The sequence below is a fragment of the Halogeometricum borinquense DSM 11551 genome, assembly GCF_000172995.2.
Taxonomy (GTDB): domain Archaea; phylum Halobacteriota; class Halobacteria; order Halobacteriales; family Haloferacaceae; genus Halogeometricum; species Halogeometricum borinquense.
This window is the reverse complement of record NC_014729.1, coordinates 2097091-2116037: the sequence shown is the minus strand read 5'-3', so window position 1 is coordinate 2116037 and position 18947 is coordinate 2097091. Positions and strand designations below refer to the sequence as shown.

Genomic DNA, 18947 nt, shown 5'->3' with positions numbered 1-18947 from the left:
TATGGTCGTCGGCTATCTCCCACTCGTACTCGCGGTGATCTTCTGTCTCCCAGTTGTACTCTCGCCGGTGAGTTCGAGAGCGAATCTGTTCATTACCCGCATTTCGCTCCCGTTGTTCGGGTGGCACGTGATGAACGAGAGTCCGCGGCGACGACAACAGGAGTCGTCGCTTCGTGCGGCGTTCGTCGGCGAGAGCCATCGCGTGTATTCGTCGAAGACGCTCTTGATGTCTGCCGTCTTCGGCATCGCCGGAAGCGTCTTCGGCGTCTACTTTGCGGCGCTCATCGTCCAGACGTTTGCCGTTCCGGCGTCGGCATTGCGAGAGGCGTTACCCCCCGCGCTCGGGTTTCTTGCCGCAGTGGCCTCGATGCCGAACCTCTCGGTGTACGAGTTGTTCGGTCTCGTCCTCGTCTCCAGTGCGACTGTCGGTGCGACGTTGGCCGCGGGGACCTACGTCGTTCGGTGGGAGTATCTCGACCAACGGGCGCGCGCCCGCCGCGTACAAATCGACGCCGCGCTTCCCCAAACGATTGCCTTTATCTACGCTCTCTCTCGGTCTGGAATGCCGTTTCAGAAGGTGCTAGCGACGCTGACGGAGAACCAGCACGTCTACGGGGAGGCCGCCCGGGAGTTCGGCGTCGCCGTTAACGACGTGCAAACGTTCGGGACCGACTTACCGACTGCGCTCCGGCGAATGGCCGAACGGACACCGAGTCAGCGACTCGATGATTTCACCGAAAACCTCACGAGCGTTCTCACCAGCGGACAGAGCCTCTCGGCGTTCCTCCACGAGCAGTACGACCGGTTCCAAGCCGAATCGGAGGCCCAACAGCAACAGTACCTCGAACTGCTGGCGACGTTCGCGGAAGTGTACGTCACTGTCCTCGTGGCGGGACCGCTGTTTTTGATCACGATTCTTGTTGTCGTCGGATTGGTCATGCAAGATACCCTTCCGCTTCTCCGAGTCATCATCTATCTCGGCCTCCCGCTGGCTAGCGTCGCGTTCGTCGTCTACGTTGACAGCGTCACCGAGTCGCTTCGCGCCCCCGGACGGACCGGTTCCGTCGCCGATGCGGACGACGCTTCGGGAGAATCGAACGCTCCCGTCGCTGTCACGGACGCCGAGGCCGAGATAGTCACCGCCGACGGTGGCGTCCTCGAAAACGACAGGTGGCGGGCGAACCGAGAGCGACTGGCGGTGTACGACCGACTGTCGGTGGCAACGCGTGCTCTTTCCCAACCCGGACAGAGCATGCTCGAAAATCCGCTATACACGCTGGCAGTGACGCTCCCGCTCGGCCTCATCTGGATTGCGCTAACCCTAGATGTTCGGTCGGCAGTCCAGACGCTCCGGGCCGCCGTCCTCCCGGGCCTCGAAGGGGAATGGACGGCGTTTGCCGCCGTCGTGGACGGCCCGCTTGTCGAACTGACGCTTCTGTCCATGGGCGGAATCACGCTCGCCTATGAGCTTCGGAAGCGTCGCCTGAAGGCGATAGAGCGGGAAATGCCGGATTTCCTCGACCGGATGGCGAGCGTCAACGAGGCGGGCGTCACCGTCGTCAAAAGCCTGCACCGACTCGCACAGAGCGACCTCGGTCCCATCAGCGAGGAACTCCGGCGGACGTGGCGCGACATCCAGTGGGGTGCGTCACTCCGGAACGCCCTCCGTGGGTTCGACCGTCGAGCGCAAGTTCCGATGGTTTCTCGCGCGGTGACGCTCATCATGAACGCCGTCGCCGCCAGCGGTGAGGTCGCGCCGGTTCTCCGTATCGCCGCGAACGAAGCGCAGGACAGTCGCCGTCTGCTCCGCGAGCGCCGACAGGAGATGATGACCTACCTCGTCGTCATCTATATCTCGTTTTTCGTCTTCCTCGGCATCGTCGTCGCGTTGACGCTGGCGTTCATTCCATCTGTCGAAGCGGCGAGTCAGTCGTCAGCCATCAGTAGCGGTGAGGTACAGGGTGTCTCGACCGGTGTATTCTCCGGACTCAGCGACGTTGATACGACCGCGTACGAACTGCTGTTCTTCCACGCGGCGACGATTCAGGCGATTTGCTCGGGTCTCATCGCCGGACAACTCGGTGAAGGGCGCGTGTTCGACGGCCTGAAACACGCCGTCGTCCTCCTCACAGTTTCCTACGCTCTCTTTGTATTCCTCTGACACCGCTTTTCTCTATTCACCGCTCCGGAGTCGTGGACGCTTAGTAGACGCCCCACGTTCCGCCACTATGGTCCGCGACGACCGGTCGCTCCCCGACGACGCCGAGACGCCGCACGAGACGTACGACCGCATCGCCGAACATTTCTCCTCGACGCGCGAGTACCCGTGGCCCGAAGTGGAGTCGTTCCTCGATGACTACGCCGCGGATGCGACGGACGCGGCTTCTGTAACGATGGGTTCCGCGGAAGCTGATTCCGAGGTCGAGACGCCGCCAGCGCGGGGGCTTGACCTCGGATGCGGCAACGGCCGCCACGCCGAGGTGATGGCCGAACACGTCGAATCGGTCGTCGCGCTCGACGCGAGTCGGGGACTCCTCGACCAGGCCCGCGAACGGTCCGCAGAACGAGGATTCTCGGCGAATCTCGTACAGGGAGACGCCGCGTCGCTCCCCCTCCGTGACGACAGTGTTTCTCTTGCCGTCTACGTAGCGACGTTGCACCACCTCAGACCGCGTTCGGCGCGCGTAGCGAGCCTCTCGGAACTCGCGCGCGTCCTTGCGCCGGGTGGTCGCGCCCTCGTCAGCGCGTGGTCCGTGGAACACGACCGATTCGATGCTACGGACGGATTCGACACGACCGTAGATTGGACGCTCCCCGGCGGCGAACCAGTCCCGCGCTACTACCACATCTACGACACTGACGAGTTCGCGGCTGACCTCGAAGATTCAACGCTCTCGGTGGTCGAGTCGTTCGTCTCTAGCGGCAACTGCTATGCCGTCGTCGCCCCGGCGGATGACCCTGCAATCACTGATTCGTGCTAACATGAACCGGGTGGTCGGATTGTCCGCATTCGTGCTTTGCGTTTAAGAATATTCGGCAGTAACTGTACGACAGCATGACAGAGATGGGTGATGCGGAGTCGTACGACGTTGTGGTGATTGGTGGGGGTCCGGCGGGACTACAGACCGCGCTCTACACGGCCCGACTCGGGCACGATACGGCAGTCGTAGACCGGGGTGGTGGCCGCGCCGCGATGATGCTCGACACGCACAACGTGATCGGCGTTACCGAGGAGGTTTCGGGTAACGAACTCCTCCAGACGGCCCGAGAGCAGGTCGAATCGTACGGTGCAGACTTTCACCGTGACCTCGTGACGGAGGCGACGCGGCTGGACGACGGTCGGTTCCACCTCGTTGGCAACAACAGCGAGTTCGTCGCCGACAGAATCGTCCTCGGGATGGGGTTCAACGACGAACGGCCGGAGCCGCCGGTGCCGCGGACGGGCAAAGGCCTGCACTACTGTCTGCACTGCGACGCCTACATGTTCATCGACCGCCCGGTGTTCGTGATGGGAACCGGCGAGTCGGCGGCCCACGTGGCGATGATTATGCTCAACTTCACCGACGAGGTGGATATTCTGCTTCGCGGTGAGGAACCGGCGTGGAGCGAGGAGACGGACGAACGACTCCGTGCGCATCCGATTGACATCATCGAGACTGAAATCTCCGGAATGCGGAAGTCCGATAACGGGTGGTTGGAAGCGTTCGAGTTCGAGGACGGCACCGTCCGCAACTACCGCGGCGGGTTCCCGATGTACGGGTCGAACTACAGCACCGACCTCGCAGAACAGTTGGGGTGCGACCTCAACGAGGACGGCACCGTTGCCGTCTCCGAAGACGGCGAGACGAGCGTCGAAGGCGTCTACGCCGTCGGCGATATCACGCCCGGCCACAACCAGATTCCCGTCGCCATGGGGAAGGGCGCACAGGCCGGTCTCGCCATCCACTACGAACTGCGCGAGTTCCCACGGAGTCTGGACGATGTGCGTGAGAACGGCGCTGTGACGCGTGATGAAGTGCCGGGGTTGGGTGACAGAATCCACGCCGCCGCCGACGAGTTCGAGGAGGCACGCGCGCCACCCATCCAGTCCCCGGAAGTCGAATCGGCAGTTGACGACGACTGATTCACGGATCGAAAAAGTAACATCCTTATTCCGGCGTCGAAAACAAGAGAGTGAACGTTGTTCGCCCCCGTCTACGGGACGGGGGTAAGCGTCGATGTCGCCACCGACGAAGTGGGTGGCGGCTCGGGGCGCGAATGAACAGCGTGAGTCAGCGCCGGTGTTGAGACAGACGCAGTCTGTCGATGCTCGGTGCGAACGAAGTGAGCGCCGGTGGTCTAGTGGCAGGACCTGAGCCTTCCAAGCTCATGGCCCGGGTTCAAATCCCGGCCGGCGCATTCCCTACGGTCGTTTGCCGGCCGACGTTCGGTGAACTCCCGGCCGGCGTATTTTTGCTGCACACTATTTCAATCGCTTGTCACCGGTCTCGGACTCTCTACCCGCGACGTGAGATAGTACGTCACGAGAAAAATACCGGTCGCGACGATGATGAACGCCGCCGCCGTGAGGAAGGCGGCCGTGGTCGAAACGACATCTTTGATCGTCCCGACGAGCGCCGGTCCCGCGACCTGCCCGATTTTCCACGAGATGGAGCGAAGCGACATACTCGACGCTACGGAGTCGAATCGCTCGCCCTCTTCGACGAACAACGCCATGCTCGCGGGGAGGCGAATACTGTCTGCGACGCCGAGGACGCCGTAGGCGGCGAACAGCGCGAAGAACGCCCCGCCCAAGGCCTGCGTTTTTCCGAAGGCGCTGAACTCGATAGGAGTTACGACGCCCTCAAAATAGAGTGCAAGGGGAATGAGCGCCGTCCCGATACCGTAGAGCGCCGCGCCGACGGCGACGAACCAGTGTTTCGAGCCTAACCTGTCGGTCAGATCGCCCATGTAGCCCTGCGCGACCGTCTTCGTCAACTTGCCTCCGGCCAGAATCCAGCCGATAGCGAAGGCGTTGATCCCGAACTGCTTGTGCGCGAAGATGGGTAGAAAGATGATAACCGCCATCTTGCCGACGCTGAACGCGAGGCGGAAGAAGACCAACGAGCGAATCATCGGCCGATCAAGGAGGGCACGCAGTGTCTCTGTCCCCGTCGCTTCCTCAGGGTCTTTTCGACCGCCGGGGTTCTCACGCAGGTAGCGCCAAACGAGCAGGAACGCCGCGATAGTGACGGCGCTGAGTGCCATATAGACGACGTACGTCTGGTAAGCGTACAACAGGTACCCGCCGATCACGTCGCCCGCGAGACTAGAGAACGCGGCGACTTGGTTGTACGCGCCCAACCACCGACCGCTGGAGTCGTCGGGGCTGATCTCGCCGACGACGGTCGAACCGGTTATCCAGAGGAGGCTTGCCCCGAGTCCCTGCACCATTCGCATGAGGACGACGTGCGTCGAGTTTTGAACTTGCGTGAACCCGATGAAGACGGCGACGTTGACCACGAGTCCGGCGAGAAGGTAGTGCTTGGCGTTGCCGGTGTCCACTTTGCGACCGAGCGGGAGGACGATAAGCAGTTGGACCACGGCGAATGCGGTGCCGAACAGACCCTCCACGAAGCCCGTCGTTCCGAACTGATCGGCGTAGAGCGCGAGGGCGATGAGAATCGTCGAGTACGCCTGACTCCGGGCGAACGCGGTGCCCGCCAGCGCGGCGAATTCTCTGTCCTTGAGGAGTCCCAACGATCCCCCGACGCTCCGTGCCATCGGTATTCGAATCGAAATGGTACGCGGAGTTAAATCACAGTATCTGGGAAGCCTATGCGGGGTAGTCCCAGTACGAGATAAACGCGTAACAGGGGTTCTGGCGGCTATAACCCGGAATAGCGACGGTGCTCCGTATTCGACGAGATCGACCGGAGGACAGCGGCACGGCTGTCGAAGTAGAATGCGGTATGAATGGTGGACGACGGGGTTGCCCGGCGTTCCGGTGCGGGGAATCCCGGTTGCCTCCTCCACCCCGCAATCCCTCGAGCGACATACGTCCGGTGATCCGCTGCTCGCTTCCGCGCCTGGCGGAGTGTCACCGACGAACCGCGGTTCAGCCGACCCTGCGGACGACTTCCACGGACCGCTGTCCCCGACGGACGAGGCTTCTGCGTTGGCTCCCGGGGCCCGTACCGGTCTGACCGGACGCACCCGGGTTCGGTCCCCGCTAAAGGCCGAAGTTGCGGGTAAAGGGCAGGGCCTAGCTGCCCGACCTAGTCCATCAACCGATTAGCCGGCGGTGCATAAGGGACTTTCGACTCGTATCTCCACAAAATCGGAAGACAGCGCCGTGATTGCGGTTGTAGAACGCTTGCGTCCGGCCTCAAGAGAGGACGCGCCGTGAGTAGACCCCGGCGGCGACGGGAACAACGGCGGTGAGCGCGATAACAGCCCACCGATGGTTTGCAATCCACGCGTACTGCGACGGGAAACTGAACAGCAGCGTTTGGTCGAGGGAGAACGCCCAGATCACGGCGAACGCAAGCATCGCCACGCCGAGGACAAGCGTTAATCCCGCGATGATAGCGGGTTCTGTCCGCTCTTGTGCCCCCGCGAGGAAGATGATGATTCCGAGGAGAGCAAAGAACCCAACGACGGAGATGCCGACGGGTCCAGCGGCATAGTAGTCGGCAACGCTGGCGTTCGACCCCGAGATGAGCAGTGCGGGGGCGAAAACCACGAGTGCGAGGAGGAGCGACGCAACAGCACCCACGGTCGGAGCGACGGTGTCGTTTGCCATATCGGGCGTCCGAGCGCCCGAGAAGTAAAAGGTTCGAGATACGTTGCGGCCGCACACGATTTCCGTGAGGAAGGGAAACGAGTAAACCGACGGATCCGAGTCGATAGGTATGGAAAGCGTAGCAGTCATCGGCGCGTCGATGACCCAGTTCGGGCAACGCGACGCGTGGATACGCGAATTGCTCGCTGAGGCCGGTCAAGCCTGTCTCGACGACGCTGGCGTCTCGCCCGACGCCATCGATCACCTCTATGTCTCGAACATGGCCAGCGGCGAGTTCGAGGGGCAAACGGGCGTTCCGAACGCGCTCGCCCACGACCTCTCGGCGCTTCCGGCCTACACCGCGCGCATCGACCAAACGTCGTCGTCCGGCGGCGCGGGTATCTACGCCGCGTGGCAGTCCGTCGCCTCCGGCGCATCGGAGATGACGCTCCTCGTCGGCGGCGAGAAGATGACGCACCGAACCACGGCGGAAGCCACGGACGTTATCGCCTCGCTCACCCATCCCGCCGAGTACAAACACGGCGTCACGCTGCCCTCGTTTGCGGGTCTGACGGCGCGTCTGTACCTCGACACGTACGACGCGCCGCGGGAGTCACTCGGGAAAGTGGCGGTCAAGAACCACAAAAACGGCGTGGACAACCCTCACGCGCAGTTCCGGAAGGAAGTCGATCTGGACACCGTCCTCGACTCGCCAATCGTCGCGGACCCGCTTCGTCTGTACGACTTCTGTCCCATCACTGACGGCTCTGCGGCCCTGATGCTCTGTCCGGAATCGGTCGCCCGCGAGTATACCGACGAGTACGTCGTCATCTCGGGAATCGGCGGCGCGACGGATACGCACGTCGTCCACGAACGCGCCGACCCGACAACGATGGGCGGCGTCGTCAACTCCTCCGAGCAGGCGTACGAGATGGCCGACCTCGAACCCGACGACATCGACGTGGCGGAACTGCACGACATGTTTACGATTCTCGAATTCCTCCAGTCAGAAGATCTCGGCTTCTTCGAGAAAGGAGAGGGCTGGAAGGCTGTCGAGGAGGGTGTTACCGACCGCGACGGCGACCTGCCGATAAACACCTCGGGTGGGTTGAAGTCGAAGGGACATCCCTTAGGCGCATCCGGCGTGGCACAGGCGTACGAGATTTACGCGCAGTTGATGGGCGAAGCCGGCGACCGGCAGGTTGAGGCACAGACGGGACTGGCCTGCAACGTCGGCGGGTTCGGCAACTGCGTAACGACGACCATCATGGAGGCACGACGATGACAGCAGAGCACGAAATGGAGGCGTACCGCTACCCCGACGGGAGCATCACCTATCCCGGTCATCCGCTCGGCCCCGGCGGCGAGGAACCCATCGGAACGGTCGATCTGAGCGAGTACACGGCCGAAGTCGTGACGTGGACGACCGCAACGGCGACACCGCCGGGTGTTCGCCAGCCCAACCACCTCGCCATCGTTGAGTTCGACGTGGACGGCGAACCCGTACGCGCCATCGGCCAACTCACGAGCGGCGATGTAGAAATCGGTGACGAGGTTCGCGCGGTCTACTGCGACGAACTCCGCGACCCCGACGCTGGCATTCGGGAGAAAGAGAGTCAGGAGTGGGACGGGTTCCGCTTCGAACCAGTCTAACGCCGCGACGGCGTAATTTCACGGATTAGCGGAGCTTCGCAGCTACTTTCTTGCAGGTCAGTTGTTGTCGGTCGTGTTGTCGTCGCTCGTCTCCTCGTCTTCGCCATCCACGTCTGCGTCTTCAGTATCGTCTGCACCTTCACCCCGGACTTCCTTCCGTATCGACTCCAACTCGGCGTCTACGTCCACCTGTGGCGTTTCGTCTTCCGGATCCTCCGTTCGACCGTCGCCGCGTTCGTCCGACACGTCGATAGTCACCGGCGCGTTCGTTGCCGAGTCGCGTCGGGAACTGTCGCGGTCGCGGCGGCCGCTATCTCGTCCGTCTTGTCCTCCGCTGCGCTCGTCCGTGCGGTCGCCCGACTCACCGCGGTCTTCACGGTAGCCATACCGCGAGCGTTCTCGCTGGCGTTCGGCTTCCTCGATGCGGTCCTCGATCTCGCCCATCAGGTCGCGGGCGTCAGTCACGATGTCACGCGATTCCGCGTCCGGTGGGAGGTCGGAGAGCGCGTCACCGAGGTCGTCGAGCGCTCGGTCCACGCCTGAGAGGGCTTCTCGGCCCATCCGCGTCATCCCGAGCCGTTCGGCCGTCGAGCGTCGCCGGTCGTCGGCGTCGAACACCGACCGCTCGGGGTCGGCCAACCGGAGGACGCTCTGGAGCAGTTCGAGCGAGCGGATTGTCGTCTCTAACACCGAGATGACCGTCGGGATGGTGTACTCTTCAGTGAATCGCAGCACCTCGCTGAACGACGGCGGACGCGGTAGGGGACGGTCACGGCCGCGCGACCGATCAGAATCATCTCGACGGCGGTAGCCGTAGCGGTCGGCCTCGCGTTCGCTCGGTTCGTCTCGCCGCCGGCGGTCGCCACGGCCTCGTCGCCGTCGCTCCCGCCGGTCGTCTTCGCTCTCGCTCCTGCTGCCGCGGCCGCGTTCTCGGTCGCGGAGTTCGTGGCGGAGGTCGCCGAGCGTTCTGTCGAGATCCGCAAGGAGGTCTGCGAGGTCGTCGTCAGGGTCACGTCGCTCGCTCATACCCCCTCCTTCGAGGCCCGGAGAGAAAAACTGTCGCCGTCGCGGCGTCGTTACACTGCCCCGTCGGCCTGTGTGGGATCTCGCTACTCGAACCGTCCGCGGCGGTACTGAACCGGCCACGACACGTCTTCGTCGAGTTCGTGGGCGGCTTCGAGTGAGAAGTACGGATTGCGCAGGTGTTCGCGGCCGACCGCGGCTATATCGGCCGATCCGTTGCGGATTATCTGGTCGGCCTGTTCGGGTTCGGTTATCTTCCCCACCGTGCCGACGGCGAGTTCGGTCGCTTCGTTCACGTGTTCAGCGTAGGGGACCTGATACCCCGGCCCGGTATCGGGGACCTGCTGATCTGGATGGATACCACCTGCACTCACGTCGATGAGGTCCGCGCCCGCGTCCGCGAGAAGCGGGGCGAGACGGGCCGACTGGTCGAGGTCCCACGACTCGCGGTCCGGAAGCCAGTCGGTTGCCGAGAGACGAACGAACACGGGGTTGTCCTCGGGCCACACCTCGCGGACGGCGGCAGTGATTTCGCGGACGAGTCGCGTCCGGTTCTCGAACGACCCGCCGTAGTCGTCGTCGCGGTGGTTCGTCACGGGCGAGAGGAACTCGTGCAGCAGGTAGCCGTGCGCGGCGTGAACTTCCGCAATCTCGAATCCAGCGTCGAGAGAGCGTTTCGCGGCGGCGCGGAAGGCATCGATGAGGTCTTCGATGTCGTCTACGGTCATCTTGCGCGTTGCCGCCGTTGCACCGTCGGCGTAGGGGTACGGATCCGCACTTGGCGCGACAGTTTCCCAGCCGCCCTCGGACTCCGGGATCGGTTCGGAGCCCTCCTGTGGGGGAGTCTTGCTGCCCTTCCGTCCGGCGTGAGCGAGTTGGATAGCCGGTACGCTCCCCTGTTCGCGGATGAACGATGCGACATCTTCGAGTGCGTGGCCGTGCGTATCCGACCAGATACCGAGGTCACGCGGCGAGATTCGCCCTTCGGGCGTGACGGCGGTTGCCTCCGTCATCACGACGCCTGCTCCACCGACGGCGCGACTGCCAAGATGGACGAGATGCCAGTCGGTCGCCATCCCATCCTCAGCGGAGTACTGACACATCGGAGAGAGCATCACGCGATTCGGGAGTTCCGTCCCTCGAAGGGTGAGAGAACTGAACAACGAGGTCGTCATCACCTCCTTGTTTTGTCGGCATAGAAAAACCCCCTCCGGCCCCGGAACACAACGTGGGGTATCTGTATTTTAGGCCGACCAAAACAGACTTATCCTCGGACCTATCACAGGGTGATATGGAACATCTCGACGGCGAAGAACTGGACGGGCCTGACGAACCCGAATCGACGGTTGCGGCGCACCGGTCCTCTCCCGACCGGACCGTCTTTACTGAACGCGGTAACACCGACGCGTGGATTTCAATCGAGACCGACGCGACGGTCGAACTCGAACCGTAATCGAACGGCCGACAGGCTCTTACTCTCGAACCGACCGAAAAGCGTTAGTGACCGGTATGTTCCCTAGACGGGTTACTCGTTGTTGACTGCGCTCTCGGTGACGAGCGTGTCGTCTTCGAGGTAGTGTTCGATGTGGTGTGCGTCGTCTTCGACATCCTCTAAGTTCTCACGGAGCATGTACGACGTCGCGTGGTCACCGAGGCTATCTGCGAGTTCGACGTGTTCGCGGAGGTTCTCGATAATGTCACCGTACATCTCCATGTCATTTCGGAGTGAGGTTCGGATGTCGTACACGTCCTCCCCTTCGGGTTCGACGGGTGCGTGTTCTTCGAGGGCCTTCCCGCCGGCGATGGGGACACCGCCAAGCGCCTGCACCCGCTCGGCGAGTTCGTCGGCGAACTCCTCGGCGTTTTCGTACGCCTCCTCGAAGAACAGGTGAAGGTCGCGGAACTCCGCGCCCTCGACGTTCCAGTGGTGCTTTTTCAACTGATGGTACAGCACGTACGTCGCAGCGAGATCCGTGTTGAGCGCGTTGACAATCTGCTCTGCACGGTCTGCGTCAATCCGAAGCGCCTCACTACCTTCCACTTCACCCGCTCGCTTGCGGACGTTTTCCTGGGTACTCATTACAACTCTCTGTTAATTCGCCACCGACTTAATCCTTCCCATATAGGAAGATATTTTTCTGTATCGAGAACTCTGCAATGGTATTCTCAAAATAATATTCTGGAACTATCGTATACTGACCTCAGTTTCGAACCCATTTTTGCACTTGCCGGAGACAGACGTGTATGCGCGTCGTCTCACTCCTCCCTTCAGCCACAGAACTGCTGTACGGCCTCGGGGCCGAACCCCTCGGCGTTTCACACAGTTGCGACTATCCGCCGGCCGCCCGGGCGAAGCCGGTTCTCACGAGTACTGTCATCGAGTACGGCGACGACCGGCCGCCAGCAGACATCGACCGACAGACCAGAAACGTAGAGGGGAGTACCTACGACATCGACGTGGACCTGCTCGCGGATCTCGACCCTGACCTCGTCGTGACGCAGGCGACCTGTGAGGTATGCGCGGTGGACGCTTCAGACGTGTTCGAGGCCGTCGAGCGACGCGGAATCGACGCCGACGTGTTGACGCTCGACCCGCACTCGCTTTCGGACATATTGGATGATCTAACGCGCGTAGGCGAGGCTATCGGCGCGTCTGACACGGCCGCGTCGCTCCGAGCGGAGCTGGAGGCCCGGATCGAACGTGTTACCGACCGGGCGGCCGCGGCGATGGACCGGCCACGAACGGCCGTCCTCGACTGGACGGACCCGGTCATCGCGGGCGGCCACTGGGTGCCAGAGATGATCGAACGAGCGGGTGGAACGCCCGGACTGGTAACTGACGGTCCCTCGACGCCCCAGCACTGGGACGACGTTCGCGCGTTCGACCCCGAAGTGCTCATCGTCGCACCGTGCGGGTTCGACGTCGAACGGGGCACTGACGCCATCTCGGACCTGCGCTCGAAGGACGGCTGGGCGAATCTGACAGCGGTGCAAGATGGGAACGTCTACGTCGTTGACGGCAACGGCTACGTGAACCGACCGGGCCCGCGACTCGTTGACTCGCTGGAACTGTTTGCCTCGTGTATTCACCCGGACCGATTCGAAGCGCCCGCGCCAGCCGTAGTTCGTCGCGTCGGTGCCGTCCCTCCCTAATCGACCGCGCCGACGAACGCCCGCTGTTCTTCGAGAATCGACCGGTCGAGCGTGTACACCAGGTCGCGTTCGTCCCGTCCGAGCGCCGCCGCGACAGCACCGTCTGGCCGGACGACGAGCGAGCGGCCTGCATACTGGGTAGTTCGGGTTCCCGCTACGTCTCGTTGGCCAGTTCGTCCCGCCCCGACAACCCACCGGACGCCGTCGAGGGCGCGAGCGCGACAGAGCAACCGCCAGTTCTCCGAGTGCGCTGCGGGCCACGCGCCGATGACGAACAACGCATCCACGCGTTTCTCGGTCATCTCTGCGCTCTCAGCAACGAAGTTCAGATCGTAGCAGGTCAAAAGCCCAGTTTTGCCGGCAGGCGTGTCCACGACGACGCATTCGGTTCCGGTATCGAGCATCGCTTCCTCACCGCCCCACAGGTGACGTTTTCGGTAGATTCGATGGGATCCGTCCGGCCGGACGTACGCAGCGGCGTTGTACAGCGCCGCACCGTCGCGCTCGACGTATCCCGCAAGGAGGTCGATATCGTTTTCGTCGGCAATTGGTGTGAGATACTCGACCGCCTCCGCCCGCGTAAGTGCCGCATCACCGAGGCGCTCGTCGGCGACGAATCCGGTCAGTGCATACTCCGGAAACAGAGCAACGCACACCGCATCGTCGAGAGCGGCGGTTCGCTCCCGAACCGACGCAACGTTTCGCTCCGGTCGGAGATCCGCGACGGCCAGTTGCGGAACGGCGACTGTTGGACCTGTCACGTCGAACGGCGCGGCGCGCGCGATGAAAAGTCCTCCCCTTCCAGCGCTCTGCCTGCTGTGAGAGTCGCGCAGACTGACTACATTGCGCGGAGTATGCAAACATACACCAAGGTAAAGTGCGTGCCGCGGCAAGTACAAACACTGGTCGTCAGTCGTCAGTCAACTCCGATGACCAGCGTGCGGTCGGTGTTCGGCGCTGCGGTTTCGTGTCATGGTCCGCAGCGCGGGTAGGGAGCCGACCGCGCGGTATTTCCTCCGGGTCAGTTGTTGTGCTGCCAGTACTCCGTTCGATGTGCGTATGTTGCAACTGTGATCCACTGCACTGTACGATGTCGTGCAACCGAACGAGCGATGACTCGTAGACGTCACCACAGAACCGAAGGGAAACGCTCTTTTCGTATACGGTCCGACTCAGAGTATATGAGCGACGGGGACGACGAGACGCCGGACGAGACTTCCGAGAAATCGGAGACCGCCGCGGCGTCCGAGTCAGACGAAATCACGGCCGAGAGCTTGGACGAACGCTTAGATAGCGCCGAGGAGGACCTTGACGCCGCGGAGACCGAATCCGACTTGGACGAGGTCGAATCGACGCTCGACGCAGTCGAATCCGACCTCGACGCGGCGGACCTACCCGAACCGGACGAAGACGACGAGGACGCCGAAGATCCGCGCGCGGACCTCGAATCGCGTCTTTCGGACCTTCGAGACGACCTCGAATCCCAGCGCGGTCCGTACGCCGAGGATGTCGTGGACGATATCGAATCGGCACAGTCGAAGATTTCAGACACCCAATGGACCGACCGCGGGGAAGGTGAAATCGTGGACGTTGTCGAGTCGTTTGCGGACGACGTAAACGACACGCTCGACGCCTCCGTGTCGGTTTCCGGCGACGACGAAGCGGCCCTGACCGCGGCCCTTGATGACGCCATTTCGGCTGTCGAGTCCGCCGGACTGGACGCCGACGAGGACGCAGAGACCATCGATTCCCTGCTTGAGGCAACCGACGAGTTGGAAGCCGGTCTCGAAGACGCCGAAGAATGGGATGACCTCGAGACGAACGAGAAACTCCAAGCACAGGGGTTCTACGACGTTCTCGGTCACTACAAAGACTACCCGCCGGAACTCTCCGCTCTCAAAGAGTGGGAGAAACGCGGCCGTGCGGATATGATTCTCCTTGCGAAGGACAACCTCCAATCGGAGTTCATGCAGGAGTACTGCATGGAGGCGTTCGTCCGGATGGGCGACCCGGCGGTGTTCGACGAGATGCACCAACTCGCTCAGCGCCGTGACAAGACGGCCATCAAGGCTCTCGGAAAGATGGGAGCCGACGCGGCGGAGGCTGTCGAGACGCTGGTGGAGTACGTTGACACCGACTCCGACCCGGCACTCCAGAAGGTGACGTTCAAAGCTCTCGGCGAAATCGGCTCCGCAGAGGCAACACAGGCAATTGCCGACAAACTCGTGATGGACAACGAGAACGTGCGTCCGTTCGCAGCACGTGCGCTCGGTCTCCTCGGCGACACGCGCGCTATCGACCCGCTCGCCGATACCCTCGCGGACGACGAGGACAACACGGTCCGCGCCGCTGCCGCGTGGGCACTCCGCCAGATCGGAACCGAAGAGGCGCTCGAAACTGCTGCCGACTACACCGACGAACAGTCATACCTCGTTCAGCACGAGGCTGAACTCGCACGCGAACGTCTCGGCGACGCGGACGCCGACGCGCCGACGGCCTAAGCTGAATACACAGAACGCCTAACCCGGCACGCGCTCGTTTCTTGCAGGTCTCGTGTTTCTTGCTGGTTGTGATTCGAGGGGCGGCACTCCTGAGGTTCAAGTAGGGAGAGGCGGCCAACGACCCCGTGTCGAACGCCCGCCGACTCATCGCCGTCGCCCTCGTCTGTACGTTGCTCGGACAGTCCTGCGGCGTCGCCGTCGGTGCCGCTGTCGCCGTTTCGGATCCCGACCCGTCGAGAGCCGTTAGCGCTACTGGACGTACGAGCGCTGCCAGTACCACTGCTGAGTCCGGATCGAACGCGGCATCACCACAAATTCTCGCCACCTATCCGAACCCACTCACCGCGGGCGACACAGGCGAGTTCGTCGTCGTTCGCGTCGGCGGCGTATCGAATCTCACGCTCTCTGACGGAGAACAGTCGTTCTCGATCCCGCCCCGGAGCGGTGTCGTCGTTCTCTCCTCGGATCCGAACACCACGCGGTCGCTGACACCCTCCCCCGTCGTCTCCACGGCTCTCTCGCTCTCGAACGCGGGTGAGCGTCTCGTCCTCCGTCGCAACGGCACGACTGTCCACAAGATACGCTACGAAGACGCTCCAGCGGGCGAACGCTGGAACGCCTCGACTGGCCGGTGGATACCGCTGGGACTCGACCTGCGTGAACCGGTCGCCACCGGCCCGGCGGACGCAACAGCGTTTGTTCTCCCCGACGCATCGACAATCACCGTCGAGACGCTTCGCTCGGCGGACGAACGGCTCTTCCTCGCAGGATACACACTTTCCTCTGCGCGCGTTGCGGACGCACTCGTCGCCGCCCATCATCGCGGTGTGAGAGTTCGTGTCCTTGTCGAGGGCGGCCCTGTCGGCGGTGTCTCACGGCGGCAGGCCGAGACGTTGGACCGACTCGTTCGCGCAGGCGTCCCCGTTGCCGTCGTCGCCGGTCCGGGAGCGAAGTTCTCGTTTCACCATGCAAAGTACGCCGTTGTAGACGACCGCGCGCTCGTCCTGACGGAAAACTGGAAACCAGCGGGGACTGGCGGCCGCGACAGTCGCGGATGGGGTGTCCGCGTGGAGTCGATGCGGACGGCCGAGGAGTTGGCGACGGTGTTCGAACAGGATTCGACGGGCTGCGGTACCGTCTCGTGGAAGTCGTACCGCCGAGGACGGGCGTTTGTTACCGACCCTCCGCCGAACGCCACCTACCCGACGACGATTCCCCCAGAGTCCGTCCACGCGACCAACGTGCGCGTCCTGACGACGCCCGGTAACGCTGGCAAAGCGGTGATTCGGCGATTGGACGAGGCGGAGAACCAAATCGCAGTCGTGAACCCACGTCTCGACCCTGACGGTCGATTCTTTGCCGCCCTCGTTCGTGCGGCACGCCGCGGCGTCACCGTTCGCATTCTCCTCTCGAACGCGTGGTACGATGCCGACGAAAACGAGCGCGTGGTTACACGGACGCAGGCACTCCGCGATTCGGGAGTCCCTATCGAGGCACGCATCGCAGAGCCGCGAGGCCAGTTCGGAAAAGTCCACGCAAAGGGGGCCGTCGTTGACGGTGAGTCGGTACTGGTCGGCAGTCTCAACTGGAATGACCACGCCGCGACGGAAAACCGCGAGGTCGTTCTCGAATTGGACGGGCCGGAGCCGGCGTCGTACTATCAGCGCGCGTTCGACAGTGACTGGCAGTCGGCGGGTGGTGGCGACGACAGCGGGACGATGTGGGTCCTCGTAGCGGGTGCCCTCGCCTCTGCGTCGCTGGCGGGACTGATACTGAAAAAGACGGTTCGATTCGAGCGGTGATGTCGCGCCGAGCGACGGTTTCGGAAGGTCGGTGTGGGCGGGTCGTCTATTGACCGTTACAGGTCGTCAACGGGTGCCTGCGAGGAGAGTTCGGCGTCGAGTTCCGCTTCGGCCATCTTCTCGACGAGGCTGTCGATGACTTCGCTTCGCATTCCCTTCACGAACTTGATCGACCCGACGACGAGGTGGCCACCGCCGGAGACGCCGCCGCCGACGACTTCCTCGTTGAGTTCAGCAACCATCTGCGGGATGTCGAGGCGGACACCGTCCGAGCGGAGGACGGCGAAGTCCGGACCGTAGCCGATGGTGATGACGGGTTCCTGTCGTTCTTGGACCTTCTGGTCGTGCAGTTTGCCCGTCGTCTTCCCGGGTGCGGGGTAGGTAAAGCGGTGCGCCCACTCGTCCAGGTCGATGGTGTAGAGGTGCGCGCCCGAACTAAGCGTCTCGTGCTCGACGTGTGACTCTGCTGCGTCCAGTTGGCGGTTCACGTCGCGTTCGGCGCGCGTGGCGAGGAATTCGACCAGTTCCTCGTGGCGCGCTTCGTCGTCGCAACCGACGTTCAGCACGTCGTTGACGATGGACTGCCCGTCGCTGTAGCGAAGCCAGTGGGCCGCGTAGTCGAGCGCTTCGCCGATGTCGAGAAGTCCCTCGCGGTCGTAGCCCTGCTCTTCGGCGAGTTCGACGAAGTCGTCCATCACCGTGGCCTTCGACCGGTCGGAGAGACCGGCGACGGCGGGGACGTGCTTCAGGTCGTCGGTGACCGAGGGGTCGATCATCCGCGCGAGTTCGACGCACATCATCCCGGTGGTGATGCGGTAGTCTTCGTCGTACAGGTAGGGATTGACGTGTGCGTCAAGAAGCGGTTCGACCGCCTCGGGGTCGGGGTGGTGGTGGTCAACGACGGCGATTGGCACGTCGTAGTGTGCGAGATTCTCGTAGGCAGGCACGTCTTCCTCAGTGGACCCGTTGTCCAGCATGAGGAGAAGCGGAAGCCGCTGACCGTGGCGCGAACGACCCTCCAAGGCGAAGTTCAGATCGCGCGTCACGTCCTCCATCTCGTAGAACGGCGCTTTCGATGGGAGACGCTTGAACAGGTGACGCGGGGCGTCCTCGTCGTCGTGGACCTCGCTGATGAAGTTCTCCAGTGCGAGTTGAACCGGGACAGACGCGCACATGCCGTCGCCATCGGCGTGGTGGCGGACGCGGATGGGGCGGCCCTCCAATACGGTTCGGCGGAGCAGGCGAGCGACGTCACGCAGGTCGTCGCGGAGTTTCTCGAATGCCGGCCACTCCACGAGTGGTTCGACTTCGTTGGGTTCGGCGCGCTCGCTGAGGGCGTTTTCAAGCCGTTCGCGGGTCGATTCGGCGGCCTCGTCGGTCAGCCGCGTCATCGAGTTGACTTCGAGTTGCAGCGCGCCTTCGTGGCTCTCGGCGGTTCCGCTGACGCGGACCGCGTCGTCCAGTTCGACTTCGGGGTGTGCGCGGACACCGGCGTCCTCGAATGCGGCGGCCGAGACGATGCCGGTGTCGTCGGCGATGCGGAAGACGGTGGGACCACCGGTCTGTTTGATCTGCGCGACGACGCCTTCGACGAACACGTCCATCCCCGCCTCAACCTCTGCGATTGGCGTGATATCGGGTTCGTAATCGACGGTGACGGTGCGGTAGTCGCTGAGACTCACCGCATCGAATGCGAGGTCGCCGTTCTCTCGGACTTCGTCTAAGGAGACGATGAGACGGTCACCAACTTCGTACGTGCGGTCGAGATTCGACTCGTGGACGAGACCCGAAACTTCATCGGAGATATCCACGAAGACGCCGTACTCGACGACGCCGTTGACGACAGCGTGGTAGTTCGCGCCAACTTCAGTGTCTTCGAGCGTGCAGTTCGGTGCTAAATCGTAGACGACAGGACGCGAGTCCCCGTCCGAATTCGAACCGGACTCGCCGCCGGAATCCCCGGCGTTTTCGACAGTCATAGTCGGTTGAAATGGTGGCCGCCGGTTAAGACTTTACATGCGCGCCCGCGACTGAATCGTCCGATTCGAGGTA

Annotated in this window: 16 protein-coding genes, 1 tRNA gene and 1 other RNA gene; 10 read left to right on the top strand and 8 right to left on the bottom strand. The window is 62.9% G+C overall.

Going from position 1 to position 18947, the window contains the following annotated elements:
* The first annotated feature begins 1 nt into the window (after position 1).
* The 4 genes from HBOR_RS10680 to HBOR_RS10665 all read left to right on the top strand — a co-directional run bounded on the left by HBOR_RS10680 (position 2) and on the right by HBOR_RS10665 (position 4398).
* Positions 2-2161: a type II secretion system F family protein gene (locus HBOR_RS10680; protein ID WP_006056769.1), complete on the top strand. Its 2160-nt coding sequence runs from the start codon at positions 2-4 to the stop codon at positions 2159-2161.
* A gap of 67 nt (positions 2162-2228) precedes the next feature.
* A complete protein-coding gene (locus HBOR_RS10675; RefSeq protein ID WP_006056770.1) occupies positions 2229-2981 on the top strand; it encodes a class I SAM-dependent methyltransferase in 753 nt (250 codons plus the stop codon).
* Positions 2982-3055: 74 nt separating this feature from the next.
* Complete coding sequence (locus HBOR_RS10670) at positions 3056-4123, top strand: NAD(P)/FAD-dependent oxidoreductase (protein ID WP_013440645.1); 1068 nt, start codon at positions 3056-3058, stop codon at positions 4121-4123.
* A 204-nt stretch (positions 4124-4327) separates the two neighbouring features.
* Positions 4328-4398 (top strand) — tRNA-Gly (locus HBOR_RS10665).
* Positions 4399-4467: 69 nt separating this feature from the next.
* Here the strand turns inward: HBOR_RS10665 and HBOR_RS10660 are convergent.
* The 3 genes from HBOR_RS10660 to HBOR_RS10655 all read right to left on the bottom strand — a co-directional run bounded on the left by HBOR_RS10660 (position 4468) and on the right by HBOR_RS10655 (position 6784).
* Positions 4468-5763, bottom strand: a complete 1296-nt coding sequence (locus HBOR_RS10660; RefSeq protein WP_006056772.1) for an MFS transporter — start codon at positions 5761-5763, stop codon at positions 4468-4470.
* 193 nt (positions 5764-5956) lie between these two features.
* Positions 5957-6268, bottom strand: an RNA gene (ffs, locus tag HBOR_RS14340) — signal recognition particle sRNA.
* A 99-nt stretch (positions 6269-6367) separates the two neighbouring features.
* A complete protein-coding gene (locus HBOR_RS10655; RefSeq protein WP_006056773.1) occupies positions 6368-6784 on the bottom strand; it encodes a DUF7548 family protein in 417 nt (138 codons plus the stop codon).
* Between the two features lie 109 nt (positions 6785-6893).
* Between HBOR_RS10655 and HBOR_RS10650 the strand changes: the two genes are divergently transcribed.
* Both HBOR_RS10650 and HBOR_RS10645 read left to right on the top strand, forming a co-directional pair.
* Positions 6894-8048 carry a thiolase family protein gene (locus HBOR_RS10650; protein ID WP_006056774.1) on the top strand — a complete coding sequence of 385 codons (1155 nt, stop codon included), beginning with the start codon at positions 6894-6896 and terminating at the stop codon, positions 8046-8048.
* Positions 8045-8416: an OB-fold domain-containing protein gene (locus tag HBOR_RS10645; RefSeq protein WP_006056775.1), complete on the top strand. Its 372-nt coding sequence runs from the start codon at positions 8045-8047 to the stop codon at positions 8414-8416. Before HBOR_RS10650 ends, HBOR_RS10645 begins: the two co-directional genes overlap by 4 nt.
* Before the next feature lie 57 nt (positions 8417-8473).
* Here HBOR_RS10645 and HBOR_RS10640 read toward each other — a convergent pair whose 3' ends face one another.
* Together HBOR_RS10640 and HBOR_RS10635 are read right to left on the bottom strand one after the other, a co-directional pair.
* Positions 8474-9442: a DUF7547 family protein gene (locus HBOR_RS10640; protein ID WP_006056776.1), complete on the bottom strand. Its 969-nt coding sequence runs from the start codon at positions 9440-9442 to the stop codon at positions 8474-8476.
* Between the two features lie 83 nt (positions 9443-9525).
* Complete coding sequence (locus tag HBOR_RS10635; protein ID WP_006056777.1) at positions 9526-10614, bottom strand: NADH:flavin oxidoreductase/NADH oxidase; 1089 nt, start codon at positions 10612-10614, stop codon at positions 9526-9528.
* A 116-nt stretch (positions 10615-10730) separates the two neighbouring features.
* On the opposite strand from HBOR_RS10635, the gene HBOR_RS20020 reads away from it, so the two are divergent.
* A complete protein-coding gene (locus HBOR_RS20020) occupies positions 10731-10892 on the top strand; it encodes a hypothetical protein (RefSeq protein ID WP_006056778.1) in 162 nt (53 codons plus the stop codon).
* 72 nt (positions 10893-10964) lie between these two features.
* Here the strand turns inward: HBOR_RS20020 and dpsA are convergent, their stop codons facing one another.
* Positions 10965-11519: a DNA starvation/stationary phase protection protein DpsA gene (gene dpsA / locus HBOR_RS10630; RefSeq protein ID WP_006056779.1), complete on the bottom strand. Its 555-nt coding sequence runs from the start codon at positions 11517-11519 to the stop codon at positions 10965-10967.
* 164 nt (positions 11520-11683) lie between these two features.
* Between dpsA and HBOR_RS10625 the strand changes: the two genes are divergently transcribed.
* A complete protein-coding gene (locus tag HBOR_RS10625) occupies positions 11684-12592 on the top strand; it encodes an ABC transporter substrate-binding protein (protein WP_006056780.1) in 909 nt (302 codons plus the stop codon).
* Here HBOR_RS10625 and HBOR_RS10620 read toward each other — a convergent pair.
* Entirely contained in the window at positions 12589-13353 is a 765-nt protein-coding gene (locus HBOR_RS10620; protein ID WP_006056781.1) for a carbon-nitrogen hydrolase family protein, read from the bottom strand. The two genes, HBOR_RS10625 and HBOR_RS10620, sit on opposite strands and share 4 nt — an antisense overlap.
* Positions 13354-13773: 420 nt before the next feature.
* Between HBOR_RS10620 and HBOR_RS10615 the strand changes: the two genes are divergently transcribed.
* Together HBOR_RS10615 and HBOR_RS10610 are read left to right on the top strand one after the other, a co-directional pair.
* Positions 13774-15093: a HEAT repeat domain-containing protein gene (locus HBOR_RS10615; protein ID WP_006056782.1), complete on the top strand. Its 1320-nt coding sequence runs from the start codon at positions 13774-13776 to the stop codon at positions 15091-15093.
* A 125-nt stretch (positions 15094-15218) separates the two neighbouring features.
* Positions 15219-16895 (top strand): phospholipase D-like domain-containing protein, encoded by a 1677-nt coding sequence (locus HBOR_RS10610; protein WP_006056783.1) that lies wholly within the window; start codon positions 15219-15221, stop codon positions 16893-16895.
* Positions 16896-16951: 56 nt separating this feature from the next.
* On the opposite strand, the gene HBOR_RS10605 is transcribed toward HBOR_RS10610, so the two are convergent.
* Positions 16952-18874 carry a DHH family phosphoesterase gene (locus HBOR_RS10605; protein WP_006056784.1) on the bottom strand — a complete coding sequence of 641 codons (1923 nt, stop codon included), beginning with the start codon at positions 18872-18874 and terminating at the stop codon, positions 16952-16954.
* Between the last annotated feature and the right edge of the window lie 73 nt (positions 18875-18947).